General features: G+C 47.9%; 13 protein-coding genes and 1 pseudogene. 6 read left to right on the forward strand and 8 right to left on the reverse strand.

Annotation, left to right across the window (positions count from 1 at the left end; translation table 11 throughout):
- The first annotated feature begins 23 nt into the window (after positions 1–23).
- The 4 genes from ASG33_RS10845 (at position 24) to ASG33_RS10860 (ending at position 7,020) form a co-directional block, all read left to right on the forward strand.
- Entirely contained in the window at positions 24–3,188 is a 3,165-nt protein-coding gene (locus ASG33_RS10845; protein WP_056284327.1) for an FAD-dependent oxidoreductase, read from the forward strand.
- Positions 3,189–3,193: 5 nt separating this feature from the next.
- Positions 3,194–4,288, forward strand: a complete 1,095-nt coding sequence (locus tag ASG33_RS10850) for a hypothetical protein (RefSeq protein WP_056284330.1) — start codon at positions 3,194–3,196, stop codon at positions 4,286–4,288.
- Positions 4,289–4,659: 371 nt separating this feature from the next.
- Positions 4,660–6,237: a trypsin-like peptidase domain-containing protein gene (locus tag ASG33_RS10855; protein WP_082489185.1), complete on the forward strand. Its 1,578-nt coding sequence runs from the start codon at positions 4,660–4,662 to the stop codon at positions 6,235–6,237.
- A gap of 114 nt (positions 6,238–6,351) precedes the next feature.
- Positions 6,352–7,020, forward strand: a complete 669-nt coding sequence (locus ASG33_RS10860) for a hypothetical protein (RefSeq protein WP_056284335.1) — start codon at positions 6,352–6,354, stop codon at positions 7,018–7,020.
- A gap of 201 nt (positions 7,021–7,221) precedes the next feature.
- Here the strand turns inward: ASG33_RS10860 and ASG33_RS10865 are convergent, their stop codons facing one another.
- Positions 7,222–7,482 (reverse strand): hypothetical protein, encoded by a 261-nt coding sequence (locus tag ASG33_RS10865; RefSeq protein ID WP_056284338.1) that lies wholly within the window; start codon positions 7,480–7,482, stop codon positions 7,222–7,224.
- On the opposite strand from ASG33_RS10865, the pseudogene ASG33_RS26265 reads away from it, so the two are divergent.
- Positions 7,469–7,558, forward strand: a pseudogene (locus tag ASG33_RS26265) (hypothetical protein); the annotation flags it as partial. The gene ASG33_RS10865 and the pseudogene ASG33_RS26265 sit on opposite strands and share 14 nt — an antisense overlap.
- A gap of 80 nt (positions 7,559–7,638) precedes the next feature.
- Here the strand turns inward: ASG33_RS26265 and ASG33_RS10870 are convergent.
- Positions 7,639–7,980 carry a hypothetical protein gene (locus tag ASG33_RS10870; protein WP_056284341.1) on the reverse strand — a complete coding sequence of 114 codons (342 nt, stop codon included), beginning with the start codon at positions 7,978–7,980 and terminating at the stop codon, positions 7,639–7,641.
- Between ASG33_RS10870 and ASG33_RS25770 the strand changes: the two genes are divergently transcribed.
- Positions 7,973–8,482 carry a T9SS type A sorting domain-containing protein gene (locus ASG33_RS25770; protein WP_157474708.1) on the forward strand — a complete coding sequence of 170 codons (510 nt, stop codon included), beginning with the start codon at positions 7,973–7,975 and terminating at the stop codon, positions 8,480–8,482. The genes ASG33_RS10870 and ASG33_RS25770 overlap by 8 nt on opposite strands.
- A gap of 123 nt (positions 8,483–8,605) precedes the next feature.
- Here ASG33_RS25770 and ASG33_RS10880 read toward each other — a convergent pair whose 3' ends face one another.
- The 6 genes from ASG33_RS10880 to kdpA all read right to left on the reverse strand — a co-directional run bounded on the left by ASG33_RS10880 (position 8,606) and on the right by kdpA (position 17,300).
- Entirely contained in the window at positions 8,606–10,330 is a 1,725-nt protein-coding gene (locus ASG33_RS10880) for an ATP-binding protein (protein ID WP_056284345.1), read from the reverse strand.
- 30 nt (positions 10,331–10,360) lie between these two features.
- A complete protein-coding gene (locus tag ASG33_RS10885; RefSeq protein ID WP_056284348.1) occupies positions 10,361–11,485 on the reverse strand; it encodes a histidine kinase in 1,125 nt (374 codons plus the stop codon).
- A 193-nt stretch (positions 11,486–11,678) separates the two neighbouring features.
- Positions 11,679–12,764, reverse strand: coding sequence for a porin (locus tag ASG33_RS10890; RefSeq protein ID WP_056284351.1), 1,086 nt, complete (start codon positions 12,762–12,764; stop codon positions 11,679–11,681).
- A gap of 27 nt (positions 12,765–12,791) precedes the next feature.
- On the reverse strand, positions 12,792–13,355 hold the full coding sequence (locus ASG33_RS10895; RefSeq protein ID WP_056284353.1) for a K(+)-transporting ATPase subunit C: 564 nt from the start codon (positions 13,353–13,355) through the stop codon (positions 12,792–12,794).
- A gap of 61 nt (positions 13,356–13,416) precedes the next feature.
- The gene (gene kdpB / locus ASG33_RS10900; protein ID WP_056284356.1) at positions 13,417–15,456 is read right to left on the reverse strand and encodes a potassium-transporting ATPase subunit KdpB; all 2,040 of its coding nucleotides are present in this window, start codon (positions 15,454–15,456) and stop codon (positions 13,417–13,419) included.
- A gap of 158 nt (positions 15,457–15,614) precedes the next feature.
- Positions 15,615–17,300, reverse strand: coding sequence for a potassium-transporting ATPase subunit KdpA (gene kdpA / locus ASG33_RS10905; protein ID WP_056284359.1), 1,686 nt, complete (start codon positions 17,298–17,300; stop codon positions 15,615–15,617).
- Between the last annotated feature and the right edge of the window lie 28 nt (positions 17,301–17,328).

Here is a 17,328-nt window from a genome sequence, read left to right on the forward strand (position 1 = left end):
CTGACAAGTTAAAAACCTTTATAATGGACAGGCGTAAATTTCTAAATCTGACATTACCCGCCACCGGCGCCGTATTCCTGACCAGCTCGTTGCTCAGCGAGCAGGCAATGGCCGAGATCGGGCGGCAGTTCGATGGCAAGAATGCGGTCGGGCATTACGATATTGTGATCAATGGCGCGGGACTTTCGGGCTACTTCGCTGCGCTCCACGCTGCTTCGAAAGGAAAAAAAGTACTGGTCGTGGAAAAACGGTCGAGTCCGGGATTTGACATGGCTGCCAAAAGCCGGCTCTGGCTCAATGCACAAGGATTCGACACATTACGGCCCGACTTGCAGGAACTGCTGCTACCCGAGCAGGAGCTTATGGAAATCAAGAACACCAAAGGTACCGGCAAAGGAAAAAGTCAGCTGGGCGACCATATTGCGCTTTTCAAAGGCAGCATCCGTAAAGGAATGGTGCGCAACCTGCTCGTCGGCAAAGTGGATCTTTTGCTAATGACCGACACCTGTGGGTTGTTTGAAAGTAAAGGTCAGGTAAGCGGCGTGTTGCTGGCTACCAAACAGGGCGTTTTTTCAGTTCCGTGTAAAACCTTTATCGATGCTTCGGACCAGCTTATATTCAGCCGCCGACTTGCAGGAAAGTCGCTGAAAGTGCAGAAAGCGGGTTTTGTAATGGAATTAAATAAAGTAAGTAAACCGGCATTTAGGGAGATTAAAGCAGATGCAGCTTTTGGATTGGATGGAAATAAGCTGACATTATATCCGGGAAAACTCTCGGACGACCACGCATTTCTTGCATTCGAATATACCGTCGATACCGACAAACTGGAAGAGATCGAGCACAAAGGCAGACAGATCGCCACGCAGCTCGGCTCTAAAATCAAGACCCTGGGCGCAGGTTTATCAACCGCCCAGATCCAGCAATACGCATTAGAAGCCTCGCTGACATTGGCTGACAATGCAGCACCAACTCCTTCATTGAATGGACATTATGTATTGGATAGTACCGCTTCACCCCTTTCCGCGACGGCACTTTTAGCATTAGAAAAAAATGCACAGGCCCTGGTAGACCGGATAAAGATCCCGTCACAAACCGCAACTCCGCAAAACCTGATCCTTCCCGGTAAAAAACTGGATATCAAGAAGGTGAAATTCGAAGAGGTGGACGAGCCGGGGTTCAATGTGCCGTTACAGGCTGTGCATCTCGATTGGATGGACGCAGTCGTTGCCAAGAAGCAAACGCAGGTGATTGTCGCGGGCGGAGGTACAGCCGGGGCACTTGCTGCGGCCGGTTCGGTGGAAAAAGGCGCGGATACCATCGTGGTGGACTATTTCAATGACCTCGGCGGCACCAAAACCATGGGTGGCGTCATGGGTTATTACCACGGCGTGAAAGAAAATGTATTTTTCAAAAAACAAAATGAAGAAGCGGAAAGACTTGCGCTGGAAGCTAATATGAACAAAAAGATCGGGCGGCAGATCTATCACCTGCGCTCGGTGGTGGAAAAAGGCGGGCAGTTTCTGACCTCGGCGATACTTTGCCAGGCAGTTACAAAAGACAACACCGTGAAAGGTGTAGTAGTATGCCGCCACGGACAGCTGGAAATGGTGCTCGGGGAAGTGACCATCGATGCTACCGGAGATGGCGACGTAGCTGCGATGGCGGGTGCTAGTTTCAAGATCGGCGATTCGCGCATCGGATTCACACAAAATTACAGTCAGTGGGACATTGCCGGTGCGGGGAAACTACCCTCGGCCACCAACCGCGACTACGACATTCTCGACAACCGGAAAGTCTCCGAGCAGCAGCGTGGCCTTTTTATCTCGCATTATGAGGCGCATTGCTATGACTTCCACCCGTTCATGACCGTGCGCGAATCGCGGCGCATTGATGGTATCCATAATCTGGATCTGATTGATTGTGTTGAAAAACGGCATTTCGAGGACGTACTGGCACTGGCGAGCAGCGATTTCGACCCGCACAATGTAGCTTCGTCAGAGTATAGCAAATGTGGATTTCTGCTACCCCATTCCAATGACATTACCGTTGAAATTCCTTACCGATCCATTGTTCCCAAAAAACTCGATGGCCTGCTGATATCGGGCCGTGGGTTTGGGCAAAGCCGTAATGCATTGCAGTTCACACGGATGACCGCGGATTTGCTCGTGCTGGGTTACCTCACCGGACAAATTGCTGCCGACATAGCCTGGAAAAAAGTGCGTCCGAGAGATTACAGCGTCAGCACTTTGCAAAAAGAATGGGTTTCGCTGGGATATCTTCCGGCTGAATATTTAAGCAAAAAACCGGGCGACCTCCGCGCCGACAAAGCGGAAATAGAACGCCGCGTGCAACAGCTGGAATCCGGCGCGCCGGAATACCTGTATGAATGCAGCCGGGTGGAGAAATCGCTGATCTTGCCACTGATCAAAGAACGTTTCGAGAAAACTGATCGTCCGGAAGGGAAGCTGCTGCTTGCTAAAATGCTGGCATGGTTTGGCGATGCCGGCGGAAATGCCCTCATCGGCGAGGAGCTGGCCAATTTATTCGAACTGGAACAGGAAGACGGTTATCCAAAGGGGTATATCGACGATTACGACAACATCCGCGGCCGGCCGAAGAACAAGCTGGAAGGACTGTTCTGGAAAATCAATCAGAACATCGCATTGCTGGGTATGTCGGGAAGTGGTTCGGAAACGGCAAAAATCCGGCATATTCTTGAAAAGACAGCTTCCGGCGGCGGAATGGTACCGCGCACCAGCGACTACTTCAATGAGCGCATTGATATCAAATTTGTCCCGTTTCACAACCGCATTGTCGCGCTTGCGGTGTATGCTGAACGTCTGCCCGACCCTTCATTGATCAGCGGGTTCGAAAACGTATTGAAAGATCCGAACGTGGGCGGTTTTGTGACTTCAACCTACGAAAAAGTGAGGTGGCGCGTATACGGCGGATCGCTGGAAATCAGCGTGGCGGCGGCCATGGCGCGGTGCGGAAGCAAAAAAGGATACGAGCTTTTACAAGCCTACCTCGGAGATCTGCATTATAATTACAAAACATTTGCACTCAGTGAACTCAAAGAACTCACAGGGAAAAATTGGGATTACAAGCCCCAGGATTGGCAAAAACACCTGGCGGGACTCTCCTATCCGCAACCTGTGAAGGCATTAAAAAAAGAAGTAGAAATCTAGTATCAATGCTAAAAAACCGATTGATACCGCTGCTTTTCCTGCTTTCCACCACGCTGACTTTCGGGCAGCTGGTGGAAAGAACGTATTATCGGACTCCCGAGCTGGAAAGGCTGAATTTGATTACCGAAGGATTCTCAGCAAGCATTAACGACGACCATATGGAACCCTTTGCCGTCCGGGAATTTACTTCCCCAGACGGCCTTATTTACTGGTACCGGCGCATTGCCACCGAAGTATGCCTCACGGGCGACTGCCGCCCGATAGACGTTGGGATTTACTGGGACGGAACAGGCGACTTTGCTGGTTTGGAAGTTTTTAAAGAGCCGTTAACCAAAACCGACCACAGCGATTTCTCCACGTTCGACTACCGGAGATTGATGTCGATCCTGAACGACGACTGGTCGCCATTGCGGGAATATTCACTGAGCGAGCTGGTGGACGAAAAAAAAGAAGACAGTGTCGATGTGGTTTCAGGTGCGACTAAACATGAAATCGCGCAGGCGGCGGTGGAAAAGGCCGTTTACACCACACATACACTCTGGCATTTAATCCATGTAGGAGAAAAAGAACAACTTGCAAAACTGACCGCCGCAAGATTGAATGACAAAAATCTCCTGGAAAAAGCATTGCAGGCACAACGCGAAAAGTATCAGCCTTTTTTGCTCGATATGTTTGCGCAGGGAAATCTGCCGCAAAACAGCTTCACAGAATCGCTCGTTCTAAGCAGTCTTACCGATGCTGCAAATCCTACGCTGCACGCGGTGACGCTCAATGCATTACAGCAGCTGGACCTGACGCAACCTGCATTACAGGACCGTCTGGCAGCCATTTACAAAAATAAAAAACAGCCCGAGCGCGTGGAGATACTGACCCGGTTACGACCGGCAGCCCAGCTATCGGAAAACTTTTACACTACTTTGGCAGAAGATTTAAGTGCGGAAAATCCCTGGATGTCTGTCAAAATTCTCGCCGCATTAAAGCACAGTCGCACACAATCCCCGCAGGTTCTTGAAACTGTAAAAAAGCTATCGCAAAGCGATATACCTGTCGTGCAAAAGGCGGTAAAAGAATTTGAAAGCGCACGATCAGTCTCGCGATAACAACTTCAAAAAGGTGCTCAAATGGAGCACCTTCCTCAACCCCTCATTATCAGAGTTCCCTTCCAAATCACACGTGGCCCAGTGCCTTTGCCTTCACTTTTTCTGGGTTTGTCGAAGATTAATTTGCATTCATCGAATGCTATATCGCATTTGTCGATTTTTTTTGAAGCGAGTCTGGCATTAAAGTAACTTTCTTACAAGTTAAACGTCCCTCTGTACCAGAAAGCTCCTCACACTATTCAGTGCATTACTGCCTGCAATTTAACAATGCAATATGGAAGCGTATACAGTGTCGCGTTTAACATAGCATATTGTTTTACCTACGCGCATTCCAATTACACAAGTGAACATCAACTCTAAAATAATAACATATGAAAAACGCTCTACAAAGGATTGCATTTATTCTCATGGTATGCAGCTCGATTTGCATAAGAGAATCTGTCGCACAAAGTGATGTACAATGTGCACCTCCCGGCTATCTCATTCCTGCAAATGCGGTATGCCAGATATCAGTGAATGGTGTTGTTGCATCAGGTATTTTATTGAATAATGAAAACAATGATAAAAAGCCATATGTATTAACAGCCAGACATATTTTGACTGCTAACAACTTTGATGTAAGCCTATCGGCTGCTGAAAAGGCATCTGCGCAAAATGCAACATTTACATTCAAACTTCGTCGTATAACCTGTGGCGGTACCGTCAACGAGACAACGGAAGTTTATACCGGAGCAATTTTTAGAGCTGCGGACTTCTTTACCGATTTTGCTTTATTGGAGATACATCCTAACAATTTGCCCCTTGATCCTGATCTCGTTTATGCAGGTTGGAAAAGAGAGTCTCCCTCCGGAAATTTCTCGCACATTGCACATCCAAATGGTGATCCCCAAAAAATATCGTTTGGACATAAAGCGACAATACAATCCTATGATCCGTGGAAAACAACTGTCAACTGGGACCAGGGAGGAACTTCATCCGGAGCGTCTGGCGGTGCATTATTCAACGATGCAAAACAAGTTATCGGAGCGCTGTCATATGCCGAAAACTTCGGAAGGTTTGATAAAATGTGGGACAGGTCTTCATCGACCGACAAGCAATTAAAATACTGGCTTTCTCCGTATTCCAATCTGTCCAGCATGGATTATCTGAAACCGTTTTCCTTTAACGGAATACGTCCGGAAATTCTTTGTTATGGCACGAACAGGACTGTAAACATGCCCCACCTGGCGCCAGGTCAGAATGTTACATGGACTACATCAAGTAATGTCTCAATTGTAAATTCAGGCGGCAACTTTGCAAACATTACAGCCAATGGTCCAAGTGCGTCGGGTTGGGGCTGGGTCAGGGCCACGTGGGAAGGCCAGGCGATAACGTTGGACCTTACAGTGGGAAAACCTGCATTGAACCTGTTGACCTATGATTTTTCAAACACCCCTGTCAGTGCCCTGACGGTAGTGACGCCCTACGATAACCACTACATGACACTCTATCCGGTTCGCAATACCTCCTATTCGTGGAATCAAAGCTGGAGTAGCGGCGTCCCGAGCGGATCACCTGGCGTAAACCGGTTTGACTTTCAACTACAACCAGGACAAAGCCTTTTTTTCAGTCCGCTTTCCGTTACGAACGAATGTGGCACGTCTACAAGAACAATTGAATTTTGGGCTAACTGGTCGTCCATTCTCGTCTATCCCAATCCTGCAAGCAATGTGTTAACAGTTGAATTTAGCAGGACCGACCAGAAAGAACTGATGCCGGATGCGATATATCTTTTTAGCGATAAGTCATCAACTCCTGCTTTAACCATGGATGTAGCGAGTGAAGGGGCACGAAAAAATATCGTCAATAATAAAGTGGAGATCGACGTAAGCAAATTTGAAAGAGGAACTTACTTCGTTCATCTTGTAAAAGGTAAAAAAGTAGAGAAACGAAGGGTCAATATTAAGTAAGACGACACTTCCATTCTGACAATCCTGGCAGCTGTTACCTCACAGTATATTACTTACTTTTTCCGAGTAGTTTATTTAATTAAACAATCACAATCACCAAAACTATTTTAGTAAATGTCGCCGAAAATTGCGCTATCATTTCTGTATTTATTGTTTCTAATCGCATTTGCATTTGTTCCGCAAACCAATGCCCAAGATTTGACAAAATCTAATAACAATTTCCAAAATGAATTACATTGGGATTTAAGCATTGATGCTTACAATCTGCTAAAATCAGGAACACCGTTAATGATGTTGAGATATGCGAAAAATCCGGAAAAGAGTGCGCTCCGTCTTAATATTGGCTTTGATTATGACAACTTGAAGCCTTCCGGAAAAGTAGACTCACTCTCTCCTGACATTACGCTTTATACGCAATCAACATTGAATTATTTGTTGGAAGCCGGGATAGAATTCAGAAAATCAAACGGCCGGTTCCAGTTGTTTTATGGACCTAACGCAAGTTATTCCTGGTATAAACAAAAGAATGTTCCTTCGGATCAGTTGCCAGAAACATTTGAAACTTCGACCGTCACTGTTGGCAAAATTGGAGCGGGCGCGTTTGTTGGAGTTCGTTATTTCGTACTTAAAAATCTGGCAATCTCCACAGAAACTTCTTTGGCCTATTATGCGCAGAGATCCAAAGCATTTATTGGACAAAATTCAAATGAAGCGGGCGTTACACGCGGATACGGAATTAAATTCCTGCCATTAAACCATCTGTACATTTCATTTTTTTTCTAATCATCTAACAGTATAACTATTATGCCCTATGAAAAATGTTTTACTTGTACTAGCGCTGCTGCTGACGGTCGCTTTCAAGACCTCCGCTCAAACTCTTCAGATTCAACCTGTCAATTCCAGTTATGCTACGTCGGCGCCGCCGGAAACTAATGTATTTTATATTGTCACGAACCTTTGTGCATCGTCTCCGAATAGCTGTACTTATACCTGGACCGTTACCAATGGCGTCATTACAACTGCATCGACCGGCGTAGGACTAGTGACAGTGCCTGTGAAATGGAATAATTCTGCTTCAAACGGCACGATATCTGTAGCTGTCTCTGCTTGCAACCCAAGTTCTACCTGTACATCGGTAACCCGATCAACCCAGATAAGATATTTAGGGCCTGTGGGCAATATCAAGATAGACGGTGCTGCGCAAAGCGGATCATACGCTGTTAACTGCTCGGTGAGCTCTTTCACGGCATCGGTTGATCCGGTTACAAACGCTACATCCTATCAATGGTTCCTTCCGAGTGGCTGGACATACACCGGCAGTGGGAACAGTATCACAGTCACCCCAGGTTCATCTGGCGGATCAATCACGGTAAGAGCTATGAGATCGGATGTATCCGGATTTTATACGTCCCAAACATTAGCGATTACAAGACCTAGTGGCACAGGCACTGTGACCGCTATAAATGGGCCCAGTCCTATATGTACCAGCTCCACTTTTACATTGAACGGTACTGCCGTGGGGTCGGTCACCTGGCTGACCAGTGACGCCAGTAAGCTCACCATCAATTCGTCCGGAGTAGCTACGCGGGTCGGATCGAGCAATGGACTTGTTACGATTACCGGCCGGATAACAAACGGCTGCGGGACCTTTAATGTCAATAGGGAAGTATGGGTCGGAAACCCTATTTTGAGTAGTGTATCGCCGTCAAACACCACTTTCTGCACAGGAAGTACTTTGACCATATCAGCTTCCCCCAGTTATCAGCAATGGCTCAATTACAGCTGGACTAAAACCTACGGAAGCGGCGGCAACAATGGCTATTTCAGTAGTTCGTCAACAAACTCATACGTCGATTTCGTCGACTATACCGCTGAATATTCGACGATCAGTCTGAACGTATCAAATAGTTGCGGCAGCCTTAGCAGCGGCGCATCGTTGATTTCTCAAAATTGTTTCAAAATGGCGATATACCCGAACCCCGCGACGGATGTGATAGCAGTAGAATTTGAATCAGCAGAGGACGAACCCACATTCCCGGAAAATATCCTTCTTATCAGTGAAGGATCGGGTATGACAATGAAAAAGGTTGATACGAATATTAGCAAAAGCACGACAGACCTATCTAGAAAGCAAAAGTTTGACCTGAACGTGAGCGATTTACCACGTGGCACCTACTTTCTTCACCTTCTTTACCCTAGTAAATCAAATAAAAAGTCAGAGAAAGTACAGGTAGTTTTAAAATGAGAAAACAACGGATGAAAGCCCCTTCGCACAAGCTGAGGGGCTTTTATCTTTTTATAGCGTTCTTCCTGGATACTTCGACATACGTACTAAAATTCACGTGGACTAAGAAACAACAACAAGTAGCTACGCCTTGGCAAGCTCGAAGTGAAATGTACTTCCCATTCCTACTTCGCTGTCGACCCCGATGCTGCCGCCTTGTGCTTCGATAAATTCTTTGCTGATCGCCAGTCCAAGCCCCGTACCTGTTTTGGCGCTTCCGGGTACCTGGAAATAGCGGTCGAATATCTTGTCGCGATAGCGGCTGTCTATCCCTTTTCCTTCATCTTTTACCGAAAACCTGATCGCATTCTTTTCTTCCCTGATCTCCACGAGCACCTTGCTTTCAGGCTGCGAATACCGGATCGCATTGGTGAGAAAATTGATCAATACCCACGCCGTTTTTTCCAGATCGGCCTTCACGTCGGGCAGGTATTCAGGTACCAGGATCATCAACTTAATGTCTTTCTGATCCACCGTCGTTTTCACTGCATCCAAAGCATATTGCAGGATCTGCTCCGGCTTGCTTTGCTGGATCGTCAGCTGGATGTTTCCCGTTTCAACCTGCGACATATTCAGCAGCTCGCCCGTAATTTTCAGTAGTCGGTCGCTGTCTTCGCGGATGCTTTCAATCAGCTGTCTCTGCTGCTCGTTCACCTCGCCAGTGTGATGGTTATCCAGCAGTTGCAGACTCATTTTAATGGAAGATATCGGTGTTTTCAATTCGTGGGAAACGGTCGCTATGAAGTTTGTTTTGGCAAAATCCAGCTCTTTAAACATCGTCACATTTTTCAACACAATCACCTGACCAATAAAAGCTTTCTGCCGCTCTCCGGTGCGCGTAATGGTGATATCCACGATTTCTTTCTCGAAATAGCTTTCCTTATTGTTTGCGTAAATTTTCAGCGCAGGCTGACTGCCCGATGTGCTGGCGGTCTGCGGCTGCTGTATCAGCGCGCGGATCAGGTCATTTTGTAAAGACAATTCCAATGCCGACCTGCCTATCATATCCGACATCGAGAGACCGGTAATTTTCAATGCTTCTTCATTGGCAAAAAGGACAATTTTATTTTCATCCAAACCAATAACCGGCTCATGCATATTATTGATCAAAGCCTCAATTCGCTTCTTTTCGATCAATATCCTGGACAGATTGCTGTTGTCATATTCTTCCAGTTTTTCCGCCATTGTATTAAAAGAGCCAGCCAATTGACCGAATTCATCCTTGCGGTCCAGGTGAACGCGTTGTGCATAATTTTTGCCCGCGATTTCACGAAAGCTTTCAGCCAGCGCTTTGATCGGATTGGCAATGCTGCCGGGCAAATTGATGAATAACGTCAATGAAACTATAAAGCAAATCGTGCCTGCAATGAGAATCCACGCAATCGCCGATTTGACAGTAAGAACCGCCTTATCGCTTTTCGCCTGTATCGCACGCATGTTCACACCCATGATCTCCGAAATGTCTTTCCTGATCAGCGGCAATGCATTTGTCTGGTTGCGATCTGATAGCAGTTCCAGAAAGTGGTCTTCCACGCGCTGGGTCGCTTCCGCCTCTCCTATTTCGGTAACATTGGCCTTTTGTTTTTTCAAATTCGTCTGAAAAGCCAGCCTTGCATTCGGGTCTGCCTGCATTTGATCCAGTGCGGTCAGCATGTTGCGGGAATATTCCAGTGACTGATAATTGTCGGCCAGAATGTTGGTGGTATCGTCGCGCAGACTGTAAATGTATTTGGACGATATGAGTGTAAGCAGCAAAATCATTACGAAAAGCAGACCGATGCTCAGGCGAAGTTTGGTTTTAATATTCATGAGTTGGGTTGTTTGGCAAGATCCGGTTTTTCAGGAAAGGATCACAAGATCGGTGTTTGAGGATGATAGTTTTTTCAGGAGGTTATTAAAAAGGTTTGTAACCAAAATAACCCTTATCAATGTAATATGCGGCTTTCCAATGCAAATGGTCGTGATTTCCTTCTGCTCGGCTACCTGAATAATCGCTTCTGAAATATTCCGGTTTTGCACGCGGATAATTTCGGCGCCCATTTCGGTCGCCAATTTAAAGTTATTGATCAAATGCCGCTGCTTGTCCAATGCAATCCTGTCCTTACTTTCCTTGGGAGTTTCTACGTAAAGTAAAAACCATTTGCTGTTATAATAGCTGGCAAGCCGGGCCGTTTTCCGGATCACATGCTTCGCCGTGACTTCATTGGAACTCACGCAAGCCAGAAATTTCTCGCGACGTTGCGCAATCATTTTCGGCACCTGCGAATCCACCTTCCGCTCCACCTGACTGGCTACTTCTTTCAATGCCAGCTCACGCAATTGCAGGATATTGTCGGACTGAAAAAAGTTATTGAGCGCAGTCTGGATCTTCTCAGGCTGGTAAATTTTGCCTTCTTTCAACCGCGTGATCAATTCATCCGCCGTCAAATCGATATTCACCACTTCATCGGCCATCGCGAGCACATTATCGGGAATCCGCTCACGTACCTCCACGCCTGTGATCTGCTTGATTTCTTCATTCAGGCTTTCAATATGCTGGATATTCACTGCGCTGATCACATTGATCCCGGCCTCTAAAATTTCCAGCACATCCTGCCAGCGCTTGTGATTTTTACTCCCCTCAATATTGGTATGTGCCAGCTCATCCACAATCACAATCTCCGGCCGCAGCCCGATCACCGCCTGCACATCCAGCTCATCCAGTTCTTTCCCTTTATAAAACAGCTTTCGACGCGGGATCACCGGCAATCCGTCCAGCAAATCATGCGTCTCCTTCCGGTTATGCGTCTCCACATACCCGATCTTCACATCAATCCCATTCCGCATGAGCGTATGCGCCTCCTGCAACATCCGGTAAGTCTTCCCCACCCCGGCACTCATACCAATGTAAATTTTAAATTTCCCCCGCCTGGACTTTTTAATCAGGTCAAGGAAGTGTTGCGCGCTTGGGGTGGTTTCGGACATGAGGATAGAGAGGGCTGGTGGTTAGGTGTGGTCAGGTCTGGTTTAGGGTTGTTTTCTTCTTTTTGTCACCCTGAGCGCAGTCGAAGGGCTTCCCGGAGGCAAACAGCACGTAGCTAGTTCACCTCCGGACGTGCCCTTCGACTGCGCTCAGGGTGACAAAGGGAGCTGCGCTTAGGGTTACAAAAGAGGTGAACTAAAACGCTATCGCCAACGACGTCGTAACAAAACTATTACTCCTCTTAACACCCTCATTCCGCTCCACAAAAATCGCATCTTTACTAGAAAGCGTCCGCGCCTCAATCCTCCAAACCAGGTTCGGTAAAATCAGATAATCTGCATTCACTGAAAAGCCCCAGGTCCTGAATCCCGACTCCGTTCCCGTCGCGATTATCACCCCATTTTTATCCTCAAAATACTCCCCGCGCACGGCGACATTCACTTTGGAAGTTGGCGAGTAGCGCACGATCATGACGGGTACCAGCCACCGGTTATACTTGCTGCTGCCTTTTTCCTTTTGCTCGGTACCGTAATCAAAACCGGCGGTGATGCCCCATTGCGGACTTAACTGGAATATCCCATACACATTATGATAGTAACGCATGAGGCGCGCGCTGTCGGGCTTGTCGTTGCCGATGAATGTGCTGTAATTCAATGTCACAGCCGAACTTGGTTTGTAAGTTACCTGCGTCCCGAATGCCGGGGTCGTATTGCCGTCCACGCGCTGTATACGCTGCCAACCGTTCAGGTACATCGCGGCCAGGTAGAGTTTGCCATTATTTGTTGTAAAATTCAGCTTTGCGCCCGATTCGAAGTACGGCGAATTTTCGGCCACCAAGCTGCGGGTCAATGCCCAGTTATCTTTTCCGATCGCACTCTCAAAACCAATGTGCGACGACATAATACCTGCATCCAGCCACAGATTGGCATTTTTAGCGAGCTTCACACCAGCATTGGCCTCGTAAATGTTTTTCAGCACGCCCGGCTCGGCGGCGTAGTTGGCATTCATATAAGTACCTACTCCCAAAGCCAGGTTCGCGCGGACGCGGTCGCTGTTGTAGCTTCCTTTAATAAAGCCGAGGTTGATGTTGACTTCACCTGCACGGTTAAAATTGTATAAGAACGACGGCGTGGTGTTATTAACCGGACGGTTGAAATCGCAATTATAATAAGCTTCCAGGTATCCGCTGACGGTAAATACAGGGGCAGTCTCGGTTGAATCCTGGGCATTGGTATTTTGAAACAAGGCAAGCATCATAGCTGCCACGAGGTACTTTTTCATTTGTGTTAAAATCAAAAAATTGAATTACTATTTAAGCGCGTCCAAAGCCAGGTTCAGCTTCAATACATTGACGCGTGACGATGGTCCGAAAATGCCCAGCAATGCACCTTCTGTATTTTTACCGATCAGGTCAGTGATTGCTGTTTTGGAAATACCGCGAACTTGCGCAATGCGCTCAGCCTGGATCAATGCAGCCTGCTCCGAAATGTGCGGGTCAAGTCCGCTGGCGCTGGCAGTTACCATTTCTACGGGGATATCTTCTTTTGCGACGCCCGGATTATGCACCAGGAAGGTATCAATCCGCGCCTGCACCACAGCCAGGTACTCGGGATTGGATGGGCCTTTGTTGCTACCCCCGCTACCGGCAGAGTTATAGTCCACCGCGGACGGACGGGAATTGAAATATTTGTCTTCCGTAAAAACCTGCCCGATGTTGGCGTAATACTTCTTATCGCCACTTATAATCACTTCTCCTTTTCCACTGTTGGGAGCAAGCTGGGCAATCGCCCAGACGATGCCGGGATACACTACACAAAAAAGCACGAGTGTAGCAAGAGTGAGCCTGATGGCAGGCATTAAATTCGTTTTCATAGTTTTAGCTTTTGGCTGTTAGCGATTAGCTTTTAGACCTTTGTTTGACTTTTGTATTTTTTTACAACCAGATACTCACTACCATATCAATCACTTTAATTCCCACAAAAGGAACCAGCACGCCGCCCAGGCCGTAGATAAACAGGTTCTTCCGCAGCAATGCACTTGCACCGATCGGGGTATATTTTACGCCGCGCAAAGCCAGCGGGATCAGGAATGGGATGATGATCGCATTGAAAATCACGGCTGAGAGTATTGCGCTTTCAGGGCTGGACAGGCGCATGATATTCAATCCTTGCAGCGCCGGAATGCTGGCTATAAAAAGTGCCGGGATTATTGCAAAGTACTTGGCTACGTCGTTGGCGATGGAGAAAGTAGTCAGCGTACCGCGGGTCATCAGGAGTTGTTTTCCGATTTCTACGATCTCGATCAGCTTGGTGGGGTCATTGTCCAGGTCTACCATGTTGCCGGCTTCTTTGGCTGCCTGCGTACCGCTGTTCATCGCTACACCTACGTCGGCTTGGGCCAATGCAGGCGCATCATTGGTACCGTCTCCCATCATCGCCACGAGGCGGCCGCCTTCCTGTTCCTTTTTGATGTAGTTCATTTTGTCTTCCGGCTTGGCTTCGGCGATAAAGTCGTCTACACCTGCTTTTTCGGCGATAAATTTGGCAGTCAGCGGGTTATCACCTGTTACCATTACTGTTTTGACGCCCATTTTGCGTAGCCTTTCAAAACGCTCGCTAATACCGGTTTTGATAATATCCTGCAACTCGATGACGCCTAATACCCGCTCGTTTTCAGCAACTACCAGCGGGGTACCACCATTGTTAGAGATCTCTTTCACTTTGGTATCAATCTCCTCCGGGAAATGGTTGCCCGCACTTTCCACCAGTTTCTTGATAGAATCAAAAGCGCCTTTTCTGATGCGGGTATTCTCATAATCGACTCCCGAGCTGCGGGTTTCGGCGGTAAATTCTACAAACTTCGGACTGGGCAAAGTGTAGGTAGCAGGCGTTGCATTAGCCAGTTCCAGGATGGATTTACCTTCCGGCGTTTCGTCGGCAATCGAGCTCAGTACGGCGCTTTTGATAAAATGAGTATCATTAATGCCTCTGGCAGCGTGAAACCGGGTGGCTTTACGGTTACCGATGGTGATGGTACCTGTTTTATCCAGCAAAAGCACGTCCACGTCTCCGGCAGTTTCCACTGCTTTACCTGATTTGGTGATCACATTTGCCCGCAATGCACGGTCCATGCCGGCAATACCGATGGCCGAAAGCAGCCCGCCGATCGTGGTTGGGATAAGGCACACGAACAGGGAAATGAATGCAGCAATCGTAATTGGCGTACTTGCGTAGCTGGCAAAAGGCTGCAGGGTGATACACACAATGATAAATACCAGCGTGAAACCAGCCAGCAGGATCGTCAGCGCAATTTCGTTCGGTGTTTTCTGGCGACTGGCACCTTCTACCAGCGCGATCATTTTGTCCAGAAAACTTTCGCCCGGCGCAGTGGTCACGCGTACTTTGATCCGGTCGGAAAGCACTTTGGTACCGCCGGTGACGCTGCTTTTATCGCCGCCTGCCTCGCGGATTACCGGTGCGGATTCACCTGTGATCGCACTCTCGTCGATGGTAGCCAGACCTTCGATGATCTCACCGTCCATCGGAATGTTGTCGCCTGCCTCGCAGATAAACACGTCGCCCTTTTTCATCTGGGCCGACATCACCTGTTTGGTATTTACATTGAATCCCTGCACGTTGTCGACAACCAGTTTCGCCTGGGTTTCTTCCCGTGTTTTCCGTAAACTGTCCGCCTGCGCTTTACCCCTGGCTTCGGCAATTGCTTCTGCGAAATTGGCAAAAAGCAGCGTCAGGAAAAGGATCAGAAATACCACGAAGTTATAGCCGAAGCTGCCCTGCGATTTTTCACCCGCCAGGATCCACAGACTGACGATCAGCATCACTACGGTCCCGATTTCCACGGTAAACATGACCGGGTTACGGAAGAGCAATTTTGGGTTGAGTTTTATAAACGATTGCTTAATCGCCTCGTTAACAAGCTCCTTTTGGAATAAGGATGCACTTTGAGTTTTCATTGTATATGGGCTGTCGGCAGTCGGCTTTCGGCAATCGGCTTTGAGCTTTCTGCATTTATTAGACAGCATTGGTTTAATTGATATTTGAAATCCTCCAATAAGATTTTTAAATGTAACCGGCCCAAAAGCCGACTGCCGATAACCGACAGCTGATAGCTCTAAAAGCTAAAATACTCCGCAATTGGCCCCAGCGTAAGTGCCGGGAAGAAAGATAATGCGGCGATGATCACGATTACGCCGAGTGTCATCAGGCCGAAAGTAGCTGAGTCGGTTGGCAGCGTGCCTGCACTTTCCGGGATGAATTTCTTTTTGGCTAAGAGACCTGCGATAGCTACCGGACCGATAATCGGAATGAAGCGGGAGAAGATCAGCACAATGCCCGTCGTAATATTCCACCAGAGATTATTGTCGCCAAGTCCCTCAAAACCACTACCATTATTAGCTGCTGATGAAGTGTATTCGTAAAGCATTTCGCTAAAACCGTGGAAGCCAGGGTTATTGAGATTGGCCGATGTAATTTCGGGAAAGGCGGAAGCCAATGCAGTTCCGGCCAGGATCATGAGCGGGTGAAGCAGTGCGACGATCATTGCAATCTTCATTTCGCGAGCCTCAATTTTTTTACCAAAAAGCTCCGGCGTGCGGCCTACCATCAAACCGCTGATAAATACCGCCAGTACAATGAAGACGAAAAAGTTGAGTATCCCCGCGCCGCAGCCGCCGTAAAATGCATTGGTCATCATCGCCAGCAACTGCATCATTCCTGAAAGCGGCATCGCGCTGTCGTGCATGGAATTGACGGAGCCTGTCGAGATAACGGTAGTGGCTATACTCCAAAATGCAGATGCGGCGCTGCCGAAGCGGACTTCCTTGCCTTCCATCGCACCCGATGAAATATCGACACCCAGTTTCCCGATCGCCGGGTTACCATTGATTTCCCAGATCATCGTAGGAATGACAAGCAGCAGAAATCCTATGGTCATCACGCCGAAGATCATCCAGCCGAACTTTCTCCGTCTCAAAAAATAACCGAACGCAAATACCATCGCAAATGGAACGATCAGCTGCGAAAACATTTCAACCATATTGGTCAGGTAATTCGGATTTTCGAGCGGGTGCGCCGAGTTGGTACCGAAAAACCCGCCTCCATTGGTGCCCAAATGTTTGATCGCTGTAAAAGCGGCTACCGGACCGGTTGAAACCTGAACGCTGTCGCCCTGCATGTTGATGACCGTGTCTTTTCCGTCAAATGTCATCGGCGTGCCATTGAAAGCCAGAATAGTGGCGACTACGATCGACAGCGGCAATAAAATGCGCGTGCAGGATTTAACAAGCAGGTTCCAGAAGTTGCCCAGCTGCTCGGCAGTCCTGTTTTTCAATGCAGTAAAAATAATCGCCGCCGCGGCCAGACCGGTACCGGCGCTGACAAATTGGAGAAACATTAAAAACAATTGTGAAAGATAACTCACGCCGCTTTCACCCGAATAGTGCTGCAAGTTGCAGTTCACCACAAAAGATATGCTGGTATTAAACGCCAGGTCGGCGGTCTGATTGGGGTTACCGTCGGGGTTGAGTGGCAGCCAGCTTTGATTCATCAAAACAAAAGTGCAAAGCAGGTACCACACCATATTGATGGTAAGCAGCGCGAACATATGCTCTTTCCAGGTCATTTCGCGCTTTTCGTCTACGCCCGTGAGTTTGAAAAGCAGCTTGTCCAGCGGACCCAGCACCGGGTCGAGCAGCGTTTTGTCGCCTGCGTACACTTTGGCGATGTATTTTCCGAAGGGGATTGCCAGCACCACCGTGATGACAAACATGGCAATAACGCCTAATAATTCAGTATTCATTTATTTGTGATTTAGTCTGGCCCGGTTT

Source organism: Dyadobacter sp. Leaf189, assembly GCF_001424405.1.
GTDB lineage: Bacteria > Bacteroidota > Bacteroidia > Cytophagales > Spirosomataceae > Dyadobacter.